Origin of the sequence: Pseudomonas sp. GM33 (genome assembly GCF_000282295.1) — a bacterium.
In the GTDB taxonomy this organism is placed as follows: domain Bacteria; phylum Pseudomonadota; class Gammaproteobacteria; order Pseudomonadales; family Pseudomonadaceae; genus Aquipseudomonas; species Aquipseudomonas laurylsulfatiphila.
The window spans coordinates 21,052-37,687 of record NZ_AKJO01000005.1; the positions used below are offsets into that span (position 1 = coordinate 21,052).

Sequence of the window (16,636 nt, forward strand, 5' to 3'; positions counted from 1 at the left end):
TTCGATTACCCCAAGGTATCTCCATGTCCGGGCTTGAACTGTTTGCCGCCGCCCTCGGTGTCATTGCCGTCTGGCTGACGGTCAAACAGAACCCCTGGTGCTGGCCGATCGGCCTGGTCATGGTGCTGCTCTACAGTTGGATCTTTTTTGAGGTGAAGCTGTATTCCGACATGCTGCTGCAAGTCGTCTATGCCGCCTTGCAGCTTTACGGCTGGTGGCAGTGGACACGGGGTGGCGACACGACCCATGGCCGCGAAGTCAGTCGCCTCGACGCTCGAACCCTGGTGTTGAGCCTGGCCATTGGCGCAGTCGGCAGTCTGTTGCTGGGAGCGGCCATGGCCCACTGGACCGACGCTGCACAACCCTGGCTTGATGCGGCGCTGACCGGGTTCAGCCTGGTAGCGCAGGTCTGGATGGCGCAAAAACGGGTTCAGTGCTGGCCGTTGTGGATCGCTCTGGATGTGATATTCGTCGGGTTGTTCGTCTATAAAGGCCTGTACCTGACCGCCACCCTGTACGGGTTGTTCGCCGTCATCGCCGTACAGGGCTGGCGCGAATGGCGTGCCGATCCGGCATTGCGCGCATGAAAGTCCTGGTCCTCACAGGCCCTGAATCCAGCGGTAAAAGCTGGCTGGCGGCTGAGTTGCAGCAGCGTTTCGGCGGGATGCTGGTTGACGAGTACGTGCGCTGGTTCATCGAGCAGAATCCGCGGGACACCACATTGGCCGACATTACGCCCATCGCCCGCGGTCAACTCGCATGGGAAGACCAGGCGCGGGTGCAACAACCACCCTTGCTCATCCTCGACACGCACCTGCTGAGCAATATTCTCTGGAGCCAGACCCTGTTCGACGATTGCCCCGCCTGGATTGAACCAGCGCTACTGGCCCGGCATTATGACTTGCACCTGCTGCTGTCACCGGAGCACGTCGAATGGACGGATGACGGCCAGCGTTGCCAACCCCGATTGAGTCAGCGCCAGGCATTTTTCGAGCAGACCCTGGCCTGGCTTGAACGCCACGCACAACCGGTTCAAGTGCTGCACGGAGATTGGGCAGAACGCCGAATCCAGGCACTCAACGCAGTGACCCGATTGCTCGGCGCCTGACCGGCGTTTGGGGCAATTCCCCCATCCTCCGCCTGCTGAGGGGGGGAAGTGTCCGATCCTGAAACACCCTCCCTGCCTGAAACTACCGATTTCAACGCTCCTCCCCGTTTGCTCACCGCAGGTGTTAAGGCGTTGTTACAACAACGCTAGAACCTTTGTTCCAGAGGGGTTGGCCCGCAATTACGGGCTGCCTGCGCAGGGATTTGTCTCACCGTTGGTACACCGTCGACAAAGGGTTTCCGAACCAGGTCTGTAAACCATTGAATCAACTCGATATTCAAAAGGCGGCACAGCTTTCGCTCTATTCCTCACACAGCTGACCGGGGCCAGCTTACAAATGAAGGAATGAATGTCGTGGAGATATTCAAAAAAAAAGGCTTGATGTGCCTTCTGCTGATCGCGAGCGCTGCCGGCACTGTTCTCAGTTTCACCGTTCGAGCCGAAGGCAACGGTGTCATCGTGCTTGATCGTACCGTTCACCCAACGCTCATCGGTCGCGGCGGCGGCAGGGATCCGAACCCGGCCACCATCAGTGCCAACCCTTCTGCCCGAGTCACCGGCGAACTCAGCGACGCCGATATCGCCGGGGTAACCACCGGAACGACCCCTCATAACAGCTTCGGGCAAAACCCGGGCGGCATGCAAGGCCTGAATGTCATCACCAACCCCAACGGTTTGCCTGGCATGTCCGTCGGCCACGGTGGTGGCAGTGGTGGCGCCATTTCCGGAACCATCAACCGTGCCATGAGCACCGGCCTCAGCCCACTGGGTAGAATGGCGGGGGGGCAATGAGATGGATCGTTCCTTTCTTCTACCTGCCCTGTTAACTGCCCTGTTGCTTGCCCTGCTCGGCGGCACCAGCGCGATGGCCGATTCGGGCGTCAGTTCGGTGAACAACGCCACCCTCCTGGACTCCGGTACCCAATACCGCGGCAACTTCAGCGTCAACCAGGCGGCGGGTGATCAACAGCAGCAGGCCAACGTCCGCGCGATCGCCATTGGTACCCAAGCCGGTGCAACTACCAGCGTCAGGCAGAAAATCACCACGCCCGCCAATGCATCGATGGATGCGACGGCCACTATCGGCGGCACCTCTTTCAGTCATGGCAGCGGCGTATTGGGCGTCAACCAGAGTGCCGGTGCGAACAACCAGATGGCCAACGCCCTGCGCATCAGCATCGGCGCTGCACCGCAAGCCATCGACGACAGTGCTCTTTCTCAACAGAACGTGGCGTTGCTACCGAACTCGGGAGCAACTGGCACCCCAATCGGCAGTCGCCAGGTCGTGACAAGCGACCAGGCATTCACTGGCAGCCGGGGCGTGATCCAGGTGAACCAGAGTGCCGGGGTGGGGAACCGAATGGCTAACACCCTGAGTATCCGGGTTTCTGACTGACCCCGATACAGCGCGAATGGGGAAGTACCAACACTTGAACTACCAATGAGCACGGAGAATCACCATGAACCCGACAACTGCTCTCAAACCACTGGCTTTCGCCCTGGCAGCAGTGATGGCATTCGCAGCCCAGGCTGATCCCGTGCAGGGCAATGGACAGGGCAGCAACCAACAGTCCAATGGCCCGTCGCTGGATCAAATTCTGCAGATTACCTCAGGCGCCGGGGCCGCCGTGCTGGACTCGCAGGAAAGCAGTGACAGCGGGGTAGTGAACCGGGGCACACAAAACGACGGCAAAATCGATAACTCCCTGAACAGCTCCAACGGCAACATGGGCGCCAACGTTGCCGCCGGTAACGGCAACCAGCAAGACAACGCCGCCGCCCTTGCCACGGCGGACGAAGCCTTCATCTTCGGCTCCGCCGTCACCGTCTCCAGCGCGACTCAGAAGAGCACCGGCAACACCGCCAGGAACCACTCCAATACCAACAACACAACGCTCAACAACGCTGGCAACAGCGGTTCCGGCAACATCGGCATCAACGTGACCACCGGCGACTTCAACCAACAGAAAAACAACCTGGCGATTGCCGTTTCCGGCGGCCGTGTAGCAGTCGCCGCCGCCGCGGCCAACCAAAGCACATCCGGGCTGAAAGTCACCAACAACGCCAGGCCTGAGTTCGTACCCGTAGGTGTACTCGGCCTGTCCGGCGTAACCACTCAACAAGTGATGACGCCTGAGGGCTGGAGACCTCCTGTAACCAACAATGCTTCGATCACGGGCTCGATGAACAACTTCTCCGGCAACGGCGGAGCCAACGTGTCGTCCGGCGTCGGCAACCAGCAAAGCAACTCGCTGTCGATCGCCGCAGGCTGCAAATCATGCCCATAATTGCGACCGCCATGAAAGCCTCGGCGACGGCGCTTTTCTTCGGTCTGAAGGCGTATCGTCCATGTGCAAGACGGCCCTTTTCGCCCTGCTGTGCCTGTCTGGCCTGACCCAGGCTGCACAGATGCCGGTTGCCGCCCTGCCGGGCGGCGTGCTGGTGTACAAGCACGTACAGAGTTTGCGTGAGCGCAAGTTCAGCGACATCGTCGAACAGAAAACCGATTTCAGCTGCGGCGCCGCCGCGCTGGCAACGATACTGCGCCAGGCCTATTGGCTTGACGTCGATGAAGAGCACATCATCAAAGGCATGCTGGTCTTTGCCGACCAGGACCTGGTCCGTACCCAGGGTTTTTCCATGCTGGACATGAAGCGCTACATAGAAAGCATCGGCATGCGTGCCCGGGGCTACAAGATCCCGCCTGAAAGACTCGATGCCGTGACGATTCCAGTGGTAGTACTGATGGACATTCGCGGCTACAAGCACTTCGTGGTGTTGCAGCGGGCGGACAAGAACTGGGTGTACATCGGCGACCCGGTACTCGGTCACAAACGCTACTCCCATGATGACTTTGTCAAAGGCTGGAACGGTATTGTCTTCGCTATCATCGGTCCCGGTTACGACAAGGCCAATGCGTTACGCAGTCCGCCGGAACCGCTGACGGCCAAGAACAAGATGGATAATTTCAACCCGGTCAAAGATGCTGAATTGATGGATTTCGGTTTCATACAGAGCGACTTCTTTTAATCGCCAACAAGATGACAGGGGGCAGGATGCTCCGGGAGCAGCAAATGAAAACCTCGTATTGGGTGGTCACTGCCTGTCTTGCAGCGACCACTTCAGGTTTTGCTGATGAGTTCAGACCCATCGAAATCAAGGACCAGGAACTGGCCGAGTTGCGTGGCCGGTATGTGATGCCGGGGCGGATCATCAGCTTCGGCGTTGTCATGAGCAGTACCTGGCGCAACGCCAGTGGTGATCTGATCGGGGCAACCACCTCGATGCGTCTTCAGTCCGAAACGGTCAAGCCCGAGTTCTATGTTTCAACCTTCAATCACAGTGGTAAAGGCAGTTCACCCAACTCAGGTACCGGTTCGAGCCACGGCTCAGGCACCGTTTCGGGCACCGGTAACGTAACGGGTGGTGCGGGACTGAGCACCTCCCAGGGCGTCACCCAGGTCACACGAGCCGCTGGCGATGGCAACAGTGCAAACAACAAGATCGCCATCAACGTCAAAGAGGCCAGCACGGCCCCTGCGCCGGTGCCGAGCCGTGGCCAGGCGCTGGTAGCCGGTCAAACCATCACCGGCAGCAGTGCTGCAGGCAGTGTCGCCGTGTCCGCGACCGGCGGCGGCGTTCAGGTGGCCATTACCGCCAACAACAACCAGGGCTCAAGCCTGCAACAAGTCGCCCAGGGCGGGTTACTGCAAGACACCCGGTTGCTGGGCAACAGCAATGTGGTCAACAACATGACTCGACTCAACGTCGTGCTCGACAATAAAAAACCGAGTACTGGTGCATTGGGCTATAACCTGAACCAACTCACCGCATTACGGACCTTGGGGTATTGAGCTACGCTGAGACACGAGCATTGGGCACAAATGGACGGCTTTTTCATGTACCGATCGGTATCACTGCGTGCAGTTATTTGCTTGTGCTCTCTACTGCCGGTGGCGATGGTGCAGGCAGCAACTGACCTGGAAATGGAGGCTCTCAAACGAGAGCTTCTGGAGTTGAAGCAGCGATACGAAGTCCAGCAGAAGGCCCTGGCGGTTCTCGAACAACGGGTCCGCCAGGTCGAAGAGCAGCCTGCGCCCCCCCCGCCCAAACGCCTGGCCAAGTCGCCCGCGGACCTGAAGGGCAATCCAAACGTCGCCAGCGGCACCGGTGCCGCGGCGGCTTCAGGGGGTGCTGCGGGGGGCAGCGGCAGTTCGTATGGACAATCGCTGGCCGATGACTCACAGCCGGCGCAAAGCGTTTCAAACCTGTATGACGAGGCCAGCGGGTTCTTCGGCGGTGGCAAGTTCAGTGTCGAAACCGGGATAACCTACTCCCGGTACGATACCCGCCAACTGGTCCTCAACGGTTTTCTCGCCCTGGACTCGATCTTTCTCGGTGCCATTAACCTGGACCGGATCAAGGCCGACACCTGGACGCTGGACCTCACCGGCCGCTACAACTTCAACAATCGCTGGCAGTTCGACCTGAACGTGCCGGTGGTTTACCGTCAGTCCACGTACCAGTCCGGTGGCGGCAACAACGGCGCCGCCAACGTCACGACCGAAGACACCGTCAAGGAAGACCCGGCCATTGGTGACGTCAACTTCGGTATTGCCTACAAATTCCTCGACGAGTCGGCCAACACGCCCGATGCCGTGTTGACCTTGCGCGTCAAGGCACCCACCGGCAAAGACCCGTTCGGCATCAAGCTGGTTCGGGTGGACGCCAACTCCAACCTGGCCGTGCCTGAATCCTTGCCTACCGGTAACGGCGTCTGGTCGATCACGCCGGGGATCTCTCTGGTCAAGACGTTCGATCCGGCAGTGCTGTTCGGCAGCCTGTCGTACACGCACAACCTGGAAGAGTCTTTCGACGACATCAGCTCCAACCCTGCGCTCAAGACGCCAGGCAAAGTTCGCATTGGCGACAGTTTCCAGATTGGCGCCGGCATTGCGTTCGCCCTGAACGAAAAGATGAGTATGTCGTTCTCGGTCTCTGACCTGGTGCAACGCAAAAGCCAGCTCAAGGAAGATGGCGGGGATTGGCAATCGGTGGTGTCCAGCGATGCCAACGCCGGTTACTTCAACATCGGCATGACCATTGCGGCCACCGACAACCTGACCATCGTACCCAACCTGTCCATTGGCATGACGGACGACGCCCCGGACTTCCAGTTCAGCCTGAAATTCCCTTACTACTTCTGACCCGGCTCTTCACGCAATCCAGGAAAACTGTAGGAGCCAGCCTGCTGGCGATGGGCTGCGGTGCGCCGCGTTCATCCAGTTCACACGCGCTATCGTTCACGACCATCGCTGGCAAGCCAGCTCCCACAAAGGACCGTGCCCACGCCGAAACTGTAGGAGCCAGCCTGCTGGCGATGGACTCAAGTGCGCCGCGTTTATCCAGTTCACCCGCGTTATCGTTGACGACCATCGCTGGCAGGCCAGCTCCTACAAGGGACCACGCCCACGCTAAAACTGTAGGAGCCAGCCTGCTGGCGATGGACTCAAGTTCGCCGCGTTTATCCAGGTCACCCGCGTTATCGTTAACGACCATCGCTGGCAGGCCAGCTCCTATAAAAAGGGCCATGCCCATGCTGAAACTGCAGGAGCCAGCCTGCTGGCGATGGACTCAAGCGCGCCGCGCCCGCAATTTTCATTGCTGCATTCTTTTTGTTTGAAGCAAGAATTCAACGAATCTGATGCTTGTGCAACAACCGGTAGAACGTCGGGCGCGACACGCCCAATACTTTGGCGGCGACGCTCAGGTTATCGCTGTGGCGGTTCAATACATCGCACAACGCCTGACGTTCGGCCCGGGTCTTGTATTCTTCGAGGGTGCCCATCGGCGCGGCAATCGCGTGTTGACTGATCAACCCCAGGTCGCGGGCCTCGATCTGCCGGCCTTCGGCCAATACCAGTCCGCGACGAACGCGATTGGCCAGCTCACGAACATTGCCTGGCCAGTCGTGTTTGCCCATGGCAATCAAGGCGTCTTCACTGAAACTGCGGGGGCGACGTCCGGTTTCACGGCTGTAGAAATGGGAGAAGTGATTGGCCAGCATCGACAAGTCGCCATGGCGCTCACGCAGCGGAACGGTCACCACTTGCAGTACGTTCAGGCGGTAATACAAGTCTTCGCGAAAGCGCTTCTTCGCGATAGCGGCTTCAAGGTCGACATTCGTCGCCGCCAGCACTCGCACATCGACCGGAATCGGCTGACTGCCGCCCACCCGTTCGATGTGTTTTTCCTGGAGGAACCGCAGCAGATTGGCCTGCAACTCCAGTGGCAGGTCACCGATCTCGTCGAGAAACAAGGTGCCACCGTTAGCGGCTTCTATTCGTCCGACCTTGCGTTGATGTGCCCCGGTAAATGCGCCTTTCTCATGGCCGAACAACTCGGACTGGATCAAGTGTTCGGGAATCGCACCACAATTGATCGCGATGAAGGGTTTGCTGTGACGCTGGGACAGGCGATGCAGGGTTCGTGCGACCAATTCCTTGCCAGTGCCGCTTTCACCGCGAATCAATACCGCAGATTCGGTCGGAGCCAGTTTGCTCAACAGTTTTCGCAGTTCACGCACAGGTTTGCTGTCGCCAAGCAATTCGTGCTCGGGCTGGTCAACATGCACCGTACCCTGCCCACGCAACCGCACCATGCCAAATGCCCGGCCCAGCGTTACCTGAACCCTGGACACATCGAACGGCAAGGTATGAAAGTCAAAAAACCACTCACAGACAAAGTCGCCGACATTTTGCAGTCGCAGCACTTCCTGGTTGAGTACCGCTATCCACTCTGCGCCACTGCGGCTGATCAAATCCTTGACGGCTTCCGGGTGCTCAAGGTGATACGGCTGCAGGCGTATCAAGCCCACGTCACAGGTTCGGTCAGTGGCGTGTTCCAGCGTGCAGCTGTCAACTTCCCAACCGATAGCGCGCAATCCAGGGAGCAGACGATAGCAATCGTCACAGGGGTCCACCACTAATAGACGTCGTGAAGCTGGCACATCGCTCATGACTGATCCTTGGCGCCAATTTTTATAAAATTTAGTAAAAACAATCATTTGGCGGACCTAACTGTAACATTAGCAAGAACTTGACAGACCCTTGTATCGTTTGACTATAGGATTGCAATAAATCCAGTTATAAGAAGCGCCTTTGATCGCGCCCTAACGTCTCTTTCCTTTCATTCAGCTTTCAATGCCGGGCTCATTCTTGAACCCATGAAATAAAGTCGAAATTTCTTTTGATTGTGTGTGACCCGAACCCCGGTTGCGGGCATCAGTACAAGTAACCAGCCGAACGGTAAGCCCAACCGACGGCACATCATTTGATTGGGCACACAGAGAGAAGACCCTATGAACGCCCCGCTCCGTATCAACGAAGCACTTTTGATTGCCGACCGCGCATTTAAACCCTTCAAATGCGTGGCCTGGGCTCCACAGGACGGTAATGGCGAACTCAGCCTGACCGTTATCGACCGCACCAGCACCAGCATTGGCCGCAAGCAGATCCCAAGCAGCGCTTATTCCGATCCCGCACAACTCGAACTGCTGCTGGAGCAGGCCCGCGCCGAATTGAGCGAGGAAGGTTACACACTGCAGTCGTGGTCGATGCCGCACTAATCGTTTTGCGGATTACCCCGGGGTAATCCGCGCCCTTCCCCGTCTTTTAGTTGGGCTGGTGGTTCTCGCCCATACGCACTCATTGCCCCCTTAGTTTGAACTTTTGTGCGCCTGATACTTTGCAGGCTTGCCATTGGTTCGAAAAGACACTGTTGTGGCACACAGCGACTCTCCGTCTGTTAGTTCTTACAGTTGTGCGTCTCCCCATTCAGGGATTGAATATTCTCCCTATATAGTCGCCACCCAAACTTCTGGATCAGGACGACTCGCAAGGAGATGCGGTTCATGTCAATCCAGTCCGCCATTGCCTGCTCCTCCGTCCGGAACACAGCCGGCACTCTCGATACGACGTTCGCAGGCAACGGCAAAACCCTGGTGTATTTCGCCGACAGCCTCTCCAGCATGGCCAACGACGTCGCAATCGATGCCCGGGGCCGTATGCTGGTGGCGGCAAAGGTCGCCATGGCCGATGGCAGCCGCTTTGGCCTGGCCCGCCTGCTGGAGGATGGTTCGGCAGACCTTGCGTTCGGCAGGCAAGGCAGCGTCATCGGGCAATTCGAACCCGGGTTCGAAGCCATGGGCGCCAAGGTGCTGGTCATGCCCGACGGCAATATCCTGTTGGCCGGCCTGCAATACGATAACGCGCACCGCACGCTCCCGGGTCTGGCACTGTTCGATCAAGAGGGTCGCCTGGTTCGAAGCTTTGGCGATAATGGCCGCCGCGTCGTGCGCTTGCCTGGCGGTCTGTCCCTCGGTATGCGCGATATCTGGCTGCCTCCCGGTGTGCCGGGCGCTGAAGCCTGCGATGTGGACGTACAGCGAGACGGCCGGATCCTGATTCTGGCCAACCATCACTTCGAACTGGCCGATCACGTGGGCCTGTTGATACGGCTGGATGTCGAAGGTTCGCTGGACTGCTCGTTCAATGGCCGTGGCTTTGTGGTGGTCCGGCACCTGCTGATGAATACCTGGCTCAGCAGCCTGACGGTGCAAGCTGACGGCCGGGTTCTGGTGGGTGGATCGATCAACTTCCCTGAGGAAGGATTGCTGGCGCGCTACCACGTCGACGGCCGTCTCGACGACAGTTTCGCCGTGGACGGATTCCTGACGTTCAAGGCGCAGGGGCATGGCGCCCAGGTCAGTCAGGTGGTCCAGCAAATCAATGGCGACGTCTTGTGTTTTGGCAGCAGTCGCGAGCCGATGCACTGCCTGACGTTCAAGATGCACAGCAACGGCCGCCCCGACAACCACTGCAATGGCGGCCAGCCGCAACGCCTGGTCATTGGCCACAACGGCTGCCAGTGGAATACCGCGCAGCTACAGCCCGATGGCGGTGTGCTCACGGCGGGCGCAACCATCGGCGGCATCGAAGCAGACTTCCTGATCGGTCGATACCTGCCCGACGGCCGTCCCGATCACCGCTTTGGCAATGGCCGCGGCTATACGCGTACCCGCCTCGGCCCGAGTCTGGATACCGCCACCTGTGTCGCGGCGCTGGCCGATGGAAACATCGTCGTCGGTGGCTATTCACTGCATGGAAACTACAAGGCGGTCATCGCTCGCTATCAGGGGTAGTCACGTACATTTTTCCTGTGCTTGATCTTCTCACCCGCTTGCGGCAAGTTGCGCGCTTCTTAAAACAAGGAGCAGCCGATGTCCGGTTCAATGGCCCAGGCGTTCGCGCACAACTTTCTCGGGCATTCGCCCCGTTGGTACAAGGCCTGCATCGTCGGCTTTCTGATTCTCAATGCCCTGGTCCTGTGGACCGTTGGCCCGGTAGCGGCCGGCTGGCTACTGGTACTGGAGTTCATCTTCACCCTGGCCATGGCGCTCAAGTGTTATCCGCTGATGCCCGGCGGCCTGTTGTTGATTGAAGCCCTGCTGCTGAAGATGACCACGCCGCAGGCGCTGTATGACGAGTTGCTGCACAATTTCCCGGTGATCCTGCTGCTGATGTTCATGGTGGCCGGTATCTACTTCATGAAGGACTTGCTGCTGTACCTGTTCTCGCGCCTGCTGTTGGGGGTTCGCTCCAAGGCTACGCTGGCCCTGATGTTCTGCTTTCTGTCGGCCTTTCTGTCGGCGTTCCTCGATGCCTTGACCGTGACCGCCGTGATCATCAGTGCCGCCGTAGGCTTTTACTCGGTGTATCACCGCGTCGCCTCGGGTAACGACCCGCGCCAGGACAGCGAGTACAGCGACGACAAACAATTGCCGACCCTGCATCAGGGCGATCTCGAACAGTTCCGCGCCTTTCTGCGCAGCCTGTTGATGCACGGTGCCGTAGGCACCGCACTGGGCGGCGTGTGTACGCTGGTCGGCGAACCGCAGAACCTGCTGATCGGCCATGAAATGGGTTGGCATTTCTCCGAATTCTTCACCCAGGTTGCGCCGGTATCCCTGCCGGTACTGGTTGCAGGCCTGGCGACTTGCGTCCTGCTGGAAAAGCTGCGCTGGTTCGGATACGGCACGCTGCTGCCGGATAACGTCCGTGCGGTGCTGGCCAACTACGCCGCCGAAGACAATGCCGAACGCACCGCCCGCCAACGAGCCGCACTGCTGGTACAAGGCGCCGCCGCATTGATTCTGATCGCCGGGCTGGCGTTTCACATCGCCGAGGTGGGCTTGATCGGCTTGATGGTGATCGTGTTGATCACCGCGTTTACCGGCATCACCGACGAACACCGCCTCGGCACCGCGTTCAAGGACGCCATGCCGTTTACCGCCTTGTTGGTGGTGTTTTTCGCCGTGGTCGCGGTGATTCATGACCAGCAATTGTTCTCGCCGCTGATCCACTGGGTACTGGCGCTGCCGGCGGATCAACAACCGGGCATGCTGTTCATTGCCAACGGCCTGCTGTCAGCCATCAGTGACAACGTATTCGTCGCGACCATTTACATCACCGAAGTGAAGCGCGCATTCATGGCGGGTGAGATGACCCGTGAACATTTCGAAACACTGGCCATTGCGATCAACACCGGCACCAATCTGCCGAGCGTGGCGACGCCCAACGGCCAGGCGGCGTTCCTGTTCTTGCTGACCTCGGCGATCGCACCGCTGGTGCGCCTGTCTTACGGGCGGATGGTCTGGATGGCGTTGCCGTATACCGTGGTCATGGGCTTGCTCGGGTGGTATGCGGTGAGCTACTGGCTGTAACCCCCCAACCCAGTGGGAGCGAGCCTGCTCGCGATGGCGGCGGCACATTCACATCCAAGTGCCTGACAGACCGCTATCGCGAGCAAGCTCGCTCCCACATTATCCGAGGCGGTGCCAGACGCGACCGTCACGGGTGAGCAATTCTTCGCCGGCCTTCGGACCGTTTTCCCCGGCGGCATAGCTCTGCACGCTGGCGTCCTGTTGCCAGGCATCGAGGAATGGCTGCACGGCGCGCCAGCCGTTTTCGATGTTGTCGGCGCGCTGGAACAACGTCTGATCACCGGTCAGGCAATCGTAGATCAGGGTTTCGTAGCCCGTGGACGGCTGCATCTCGAAAAAGTCCTTGTAGGCAAACCCCAGCTCGATGTTGTCCATTTTCAGGGCCTGACCGGGACGTTTGGCCAACAGGTCGAACCACATGCCTTCGTTCGGCTGAATCTGGATGCGCAAATAAGTCGGCTGCAGTTCATCGACCTCGGTATCGCGAAACTGCGCATAGGGTGCCGGTTTGAAACAGATGACGATCTCGGTGTCACGCACGCTCATGCGCTTGCCGGTGCGCAGGTAGAACGGCACCCCGACCCAGCGCCAGTTATCGATCATGACCTTGAGGGCCACATAGGTTTCGGTATTGCTGTCGGGTGCGACCTTGTCTTCCTGGCGATAGCCCGGCAGCGCCTTGCCGTCGATTTCACCCGCGGCGTATTGACCGCGTACCGAGTTGGCGCGGGCCTCCTCGACCGTCCAGGGCCTGATCGCGCCGACGACCTTGGCTTTCTCGCCACGCACCGCATCGGCGCCGAACGCGGCGGGAGGTTCCATCGCCACCATCGCCAGCAACTGGAACAGGTGATTGGGCACCATGTCGCGCAGCGCGCCCGTGTGCTCATAAAAACTGCCACGGGTTTCCACGCCGACGGTTTCAGCGGCGGTGATCTGCACGTGGTCGATGTAGTGATTGTTCCAGAACGCTTCGAACAGGCTGTTGGAGAACCGGCTGACCAGAATGTTCTGCACGGTCTCCTTGCCCAGATAGTGATCGATCCGGTAGATCTGCTTTTCCGTCATCACCTTGAGCAGGCAGGCATTCAAGGCCTCGGCCGTTTGCAGGTCGGAGCCGAAGGGTTTTTCGATCACCACCCTTCTGAAGGCCTCGGGAGTTTCTTCCAGCAAGCCGGCGGCACCGAGTCGGCGCGCCACCTCACTGAAGAAACGCGGCGCGGTGGCCAGGTAGAACACCGCATTGCCGGTTCCGCTGTCGGCGATTTTCGCCGCCAGCGCTTGATAAGTGCCGTCGTCCAGGAAATCGCCCTGGACGTAGCTGATGCCTTTGGCAAGTTTGGACCAGACCACTGGATCAAGGGTGTGATCACCCTTGCCAGCCATCTCGTTTCGAATGAAGTCTTCGAGCTTTTGCGCAAAACCTTCATCGCTGATGGCGTTGTGGTCAACGCCGATGATCCGCAGTCCATCCCCGAGCAGCCCGTTGCGCTTGAGGTTATACAGCGCCGGCACCAACAGACGCTTGACCAGGTCGCCATGGGCGCCAAACAGAAACAGCGTCGTCGCGGGTGCAGGCTCAGCCTTGGATTTCCTGCGGATCACGTGGGTCATTTTTTCGAGGTCTCCACATGGCCGCCGAAGCCGAAGCGCTGGGCCGAGAGAACCTTGTCGCCAAAGGTGCCCTGGCCGCGCGAGCGGTAGCGGGAAAACAGCGAGTTCGACAGCACCGGCACCGGCACCGCTTGCTCCATCGCCGCCTCGATGGTCCAACGGCCTTCACCGCTGTCGGCCACCGACCCGGAGAACCCGTCGAGTTTCGGATCACTGGCCAGGGCGTCTGCCGTCAGGTCGAGCAACCACGAGGACACCACACTGCCACGACGCCAGACTTCGGCGATGTCGGCCACGTTCAGGTCGAAACGCTGGTCTTCTGGCAGGCTCTCGCTGTTTTTGGTTTGCAGGATGTCGAAGCCTTCGGCGAAGGCCTGCATCATTCCGTATTCGATGCCGTTGTGGATCATCTTCACGAAATGCCCGGCGCCGGCGGGACCTGCGTGAATGTAGCCACGCTCGGCACGATCGTCGTCGGACTTGCGGTCCTTGGTACGCGGGATGTCACCCATGCCCGGGGCCAGGGTTGCAAACAGCGGGTCGAGACGCTTAACGGTCGCGGCATCGCCGCCGATCATCATGCAGTAGCCACGCTCCAGGCCCCAGACGCCGCCGGATGTACCGACGTCGATGTAATGCAGGCCTTTTTCCGACAGGTTTTTGGCCCGGCGGATATCGTCCTTATAGAAGGTGTTGCCGCCGTCGATGATGGTGTCGCCGGCTTCGAGCAAAGTGCTCAGGGTGTCGATGGTCTCTTCGGTCGGTGCGCCTGCCGGCAGCATGACCCACACCGCACGCGGCCTGGCCAGGCCAGCGACCAGCGCCGGCAGATCGGCGACGCCGGTGGAGCCCTCAGCGGACAGGGCTTCGACAAAGGCGGTATTGCGGTCGTAAACAACGGTGGTGTGCCCGTTGAGCATCAGGCGCCGCGCAATATTGCCGCCCATGCGGCCCAGCCCAATAATCCCGAGTTGCATGTGCTGATGCTCCCTACTACAAATAAAATGTGTGTCAAAGGTTATAGCCCAACGCGACTCATGAGGTTAGTCCAGAGCGTTGGCGTGAAGTTTCCGGGCATTGTGCCCGATCCTGATGGATAACGTCGGGAATCAAGCCGAAGACACAACGACAATGAAAAATAAAAAAGTTCCCTTCGGGAGCAAAAGAAATCAAAATTGGCGCCGATAGTAGATCAGCCGTTGATTTCGACGCGGCTCTACAGTTGAGACACGCCATTTGCGAGGTGAGCAATGGGCACAGTACATACCGCACTGCCAGCACAAACCCTTTACGTCACTATCCGTCGCGATGAATTGCGTCAGTTGAAGGACGAACGCGATCAATTGAAACAGGAACTGGCGCAGTTGCGACTGCTGCTGCAAACGGGTCAGACGCAGCCCCTGGCTGCAGTGCAACGCGCCCCACTCGCCTGATTCCCCCATCTCAAGCGGGAGCAGCCTGCACTGCTTCCGCACCGGCTCACGCCCTGCCGCCTCCGGCAACTCACGAAATTTTCACAATTGTCTCACGATAATTACAAGTTCCAGGCCGCCCGGTTCCGTGCGGCCCTCGTTCGTCGTCCGCGATCTCCAAGTCCCGGCGGTGGTAGTGAATTCTCGGCTGGAGCGCTGAATGTCTTTGTTCGAACGCAGCAAAACGACTGCGGCAGGTTTTGATTGGGCCGGATTCGTCTGGCTGTTTGTATTCTTCTGGTACTTTTCCGGCATCACCCAACTACTGATCCAACTGACGGGCACCTCCGGGTTTACCGGATTCCGCCAGGCCTTCGTCATGAGCGCGATCTGGCTGGCGCCGATGCTGCTGTTCCCCAAACAGACCCGTGTCATGGCCGCCGTGATCGGCGTCGTGCTGTGGGCATGCTCCATGGCGAGCCTGGGCTACTTCTTCATTTACCAGCAGGAGTTTTCCCAGAGCGTCATCTTCATCATGTTCGAGTCGAACGTGGCTGAAGCCGGCGAGTACATGACCCAGTACTTTGCCTGGTGGATGATCCCGGCGTTCCTGGCCCACAGCGCATTTGCCTATTTCCTGTGGACTCGCCTGCGCCCGGTGTACCTGGCCCGTGGCAAGGCCATCGCGGCAGCCGTGGCCATTGTCGTGGCGGTGGTCGGTTATCCACTGATCAAGCAAACCTCGCGCACCGGCAGTTTCGCCGAAGGCTTCGACAAGTTCGAAACCCGCATCGAACCGGCGGTGCCATGGCAGATGGCCGTGGCCTATCATCGTTACCTGGAAACCCTGGCCGGCATGCAGGACATGCTCAACAGCGCCAGCAGGATTGCACCGCTGCACAACCTCGAGGACGCCATGGCCAACACGCCTGCGACCCTGGTGCTGGTGATCGGCGAGTCCACCAACCGTCAGCGCATGAGCCTGTACGGTTACCCACGGCAAACCACGCCGGAACTCGACAAGCTCAAGGATCAGCTGGACGTTTTCGACAACGTCATCACCCCGCGCCCCTACACCATCGAGGCGCTGCAACAGGTCCTGACCTTCGCCGACGAGGAAAACCCGGACCTGTACCTGTCGACGCCATCGCTGGTCAGCATGATGAAACAGGCCGGTTACAAAACCTTCTGGATCACCAACCAACAGACCATGACCAAGCGCAACACCATGCTCACGACCTTCTCCGAACAGGCCGACGAACAGGTGTACCTGAACAACAACCGCAACCAGAACGCCGCGCAGTACGACGGCGACGTGATCGAGCCGTTCAACAAGGCCCTGGCCGACGCGGCGCCGCGCAAACTCATCGTCGTGCATCTGCTCGGCACGCACATGAGCTACCAGTACCGCTACCCGTCGACCTTCGACAAGTTCCAGGACCGCAATGGCGTTCCGGCCGGCGTACGTGACGATCAGGTGCCGACGTACAACAGCTATGACAATGCCGTGCTGTACAACGACTTCGTGGTGTCCAGCCTGATCAAGGACTACGCCAAAACCGATCCGAACGGCTTCCTGCTGTACCTCTCCGACCATGGCGAAGACGTGTTCGATTCCGCGGGTCACAGTACCCTGGGGCGCAACGAGAACAAGCCGACGGCTCCGATGTACACCATTCCGTTCATGGCCTGGGCTTCGCCGAAGTGGCGGGGGAGCCA

16 protein-coding genes are annotated in these 16,636 nt (G+C 59.3%); 13 read left to right on the forward strand and 3 right to left on the reverse strand.

Features of this window, described 5'->3' with window-relative positions; translation table 11 throughout:
- Window positions 1-23: 23 nt before the first annotated feature.
- The 8 genes from pnuC (at window position 24) to PMI26_RS28170 (ending at window position 6,315) form a co-directional block, all read left to right on the forward strand.
- A complete protein-coding gene (gene pnuC, locus PMI26_RS28205; RefSeq protein ID WP_007970052.1) occupies window positions 24-587 on the forward strand; it encodes a nicotinamide riboside transporter PnuC in 564 nt (187 codons plus the stop codon).
- The gene (locus PMI26_RS28200; RefSeq protein WP_007970053.1) at window positions 584-1,108 is read left to right on the forward strand and encodes an AAA family ATPase; all 525 of its coding nucleotides are present in this window, start codon (window positions 584-586) and stop codon (window positions 1,106-1,108) included. The genes pnuC and PMI26_RS28200 overlap by 4 nt, the downstream gene beginning before the upstream one ends.
- Before the next feature lie 345 nt (window positions 1,109-1,453).
- Window positions 1,454-1,900, forward strand: coding sequence for a hypothetical protein (locus PMI26_RS28195; protein WP_033047324.1), 447 nt, complete (start codon window positions 1,454-1,456; stop codon window positions 1,898-1,900).
- Between the two features lies 1 nt (window position 1,901).
- On the forward strand, window positions 1,902-2,504 hold the full coding sequence (locus PMI26_RS28190; protein WP_007970055.1) for a hypothetical protein: 603 nt from the start codon (window positions 1,902-1,904) through the stop codon (window positions 2,502-2,504).
- A 64-nt stretch (window positions 2,505-2,568) separates the two neighbouring features.
- Window positions 2,569-3,396, forward strand: coding sequence for a hypothetical protein (locus tag PMI26_RS28185; RefSeq protein WP_007970056.1), 828 nt, complete (start codon window positions 2,569-2,571; stop codon window positions 3,394-3,396).
- Between the two features lie 61 nt (window positions 3,397-3,457).
- Window positions 3,458-4,138, forward strand: a complete 681-nt coding sequence (locus tag PMI26_RS28180) for a C39 family peptidase (protein WP_007970057.1) — start codon at window positions 3,458-3,460, stop codon at window positions 4,136-4,138.
- Window positions 4,139-4,164: 26 nt separating this feature from the next.
- The gene (locus PMI26_RS28175) at window positions 4,165-4,962 is read left to right on the forward strand and encodes a hypothetical protein (protein WP_007970058.1); all 798 of its coding nucleotides are present in this window, start codon (window positions 4,165-4,167) and stop codon (window positions 4,960-4,962) included.
- A 45-nt stretch (window positions 4,963-5,007) separates the two neighbouring features.
- A complete protein-coding gene (locus tag PMI26_RS28170) occupies window positions 5,008-6,315 on the forward strand; it encodes a transporter (RefSeq protein ID WP_007970059.1) in 1,308 nt (435 codons plus the stop codon).
- Between the two features lie 485 nt (window positions 6,316-6,800).
- On the opposite strand, the gene PMI26_RS28165 is transcribed toward PMI26_RS28170, so the two are convergent.
- Window positions 6,801-8,126, reverse strand: a complete 1,326-nt coding sequence (locus PMI26_RS28165; protein WP_007970060.1) for a sigma-54 dependent transcriptional regulator — start codon at window positions 8,124-8,126, stop codon at window positions 6,801-6,803.
- Window positions 8,127-8,468: 342 nt separating this feature from the next.
- On the opposite strand from PMI26_RS28165, the gene PMI26_RS28160 reads away from it, so the two are divergent.
- From PMI26_RS28160 to nhaB, 3 genes are all read left to right on the forward strand, one after another.
- Complete coding sequence (locus PMI26_RS28160; RefSeq protein ID WP_007970062.1) at window positions 8,469-8,735, forward strand: hypothetical protein; 267 nt, start codon at window positions 8,469-8,471, stop codon at window positions 8,733-8,735.
- Between the two features lie 285 nt (window positions 8,736-9,020).
- Window positions 9,021-10,310, forward strand: coding sequence for a hypothetical protein (locus PMI26_RS28155; RefSeq protein WP_007970064.1), 1,290 nt, complete (start codon window positions 9,021-9,023; stop codon window positions 10,308-10,310).
- 78 nt (window positions 10,311-10,388) lie between these two features.
- The gene (gene nhaB, locus PMI26_RS28150; RefSeq protein WP_007970065.1) at window positions 10,389-11,891 is read left to right on the forward strand and encodes a sodium/proton antiporter NhaB; all 1,503 of its coding nucleotides are present in this window, start codon (window positions 10,389-10,391) and stop codon (window positions 11,889-11,891) included.
- Window positions 11,892-11,990: 99 nt separating this feature from the next.
- Here the strand turns inward: nhaB and zwf are convergent, their stop codons facing one another.
- Window positions 11,991-13,505 (reverse strand): glucose-6-phosphate dehydrogenase, encoded by a 1,515-nt coding sequence (gene zwf / locus PMI26_RS28145; RefSeq protein WP_007970066.1) that lies wholly within the window; start codon window positions 13,503-13,505, stop codon window positions 11,991-11,993.
- Window positions 13,502-14,506, reverse strand: a complete 1,005-nt coding sequence (gene gnd / locus PMI26_RS28140; RefSeq protein WP_338009680.1) for a phosphogluconate dehydrogenase (NAD(+)-dependent, decarboxylating) — start codon at window positions 14,504-14,506, stop codon at window positions 13,502-13,504. The genes zwf and gnd overlap by 4 nt, the downstream gene beginning before the upstream one ends.
- 249 nt (window positions 14,507-14,755) lie before the next feature.
- On the opposite strand from gnd, the gene PMI26_RS28135 reads away from it, so the two are divergent.
- Both PMI26_RS28135 and cptA read left to right on the forward strand, forming a co-directional pair.
- Window positions 14,756-14,938, forward strand: a complete 183-nt coding sequence (locus PMI26_RS28135; RefSeq protein WP_007970071.1) for a DUF6026 family protein — start codon at window positions 14,756-14,758, stop codon at window positions 14,936-14,938.
- A gap of 199 nt (window positions 14,939-15,137) precedes the next feature.
- A partial coding sequence (cptA, locus tag PMI26_RS28130) for a phosphoethanolamine transferase CptA (RefSeq protein WP_007970072.1) occupies window positions 15,138-16,636 on the forward strand: 1,499 nt, incomplete at its 3' end.

Bases quoted from the DNA above. Each gene is read 5' to 3' on its own strand.
- PMI26_RS28160 (WP_007970062.1), top strand. From the start codon at position 8,469: ATGAACGCCCCGCTCCGTATCAACGAAGCACTTTTGATTGCCGACCGC.
- PMI26_RS28135 (WP_007970071.1), top strand. From the start codon at position 14,756: ATGGGCACAGTACATACCGCACTGCCAGCACAAACCCTTTACGTCACT.
- PMI26_RS28170 (WP_007970059.1), top strand. From the start codon at position 5,008: ATGTACCGATCGGTATCACTGCGTGCAGTTATTTGCTTGTGCTCTCTA.
- nhaB (WP_007970065.1), top strand. From the start codon at position 10,389: ATGTCCGGTTCAATGGCCCAGGCGTTCGCGCACAACTTTCTCGGGCAT.
- PMI26_RS28165 (WP_007970060.1), bottom strand. From the start codon at position 8,126: ATGAGCGATGTGCCAGCTTCACGACGTCTATTAGTGGTGGACCCCTGT.
- zwf (WP_007970066.1), bottom strand. From the start codon at position 13,505: ATGACCCACGTGATCCGCAGGAAATCCAAGGCTGAGCCTGCACCCGCG.
- pnuC (WP_007970052.1), top strand. From the start codon at position 24: ATGTCCGGGCTTGAACTGTTTGCCGCCGCCCTCGGTGTCATTGCCGTC.
- PMI26_RS28200 (WP_007970053.1), top strand. From the start codon at position 584: ATGAAAGTCCTGGTCCTCACAGGCCCTGAATCCAGCGGTAAAAGCTGG.
- PMI26_RS28155 (WP_007970064.1), top strand. From the start codon at position 9,021: ATGTCAATCCAGTCCGCCATTGCCTGCTCCTCCGTCCGGAACACAGCC.
- PMI26_RS28190 (WP_007970055.1), top strand. From the start codon at position 1,902: ATGGATCGTTCCTTTCTTCTACCTGCCCTGTTAACTGCCCTGTTGCTT.
- PMI26_RS28180 (WP_007970057.1), top strand. From the start codon at position 3,458: ATGTGCAAGACGGCCCTTTTCGCCCTGCTGTGCCTGTCTGGCCTGACC.
- PMI26_RS28175 (WP_007970058.1), top strand. From the start codon at position 4,165: ATGCTCCGGGAGCAGCAAATGAAAACCTCGTATTGGGTGGTCACTGCC.
- PMI26_RS28185 (WP_007970056.1), top strand. From the start codon at position 2,569: ATGAACCCGACAACTGCTCTCAAACCACTGGCTTTCGCCCTGGCAGCA.
- PMI26_RS28195 (WP_033047324.1), top strand. From the start codon at position 1,454: ATGAATGTCGTGGAGATATTCAAAAAAAAAGGCTTGATGTGCCTTCTG.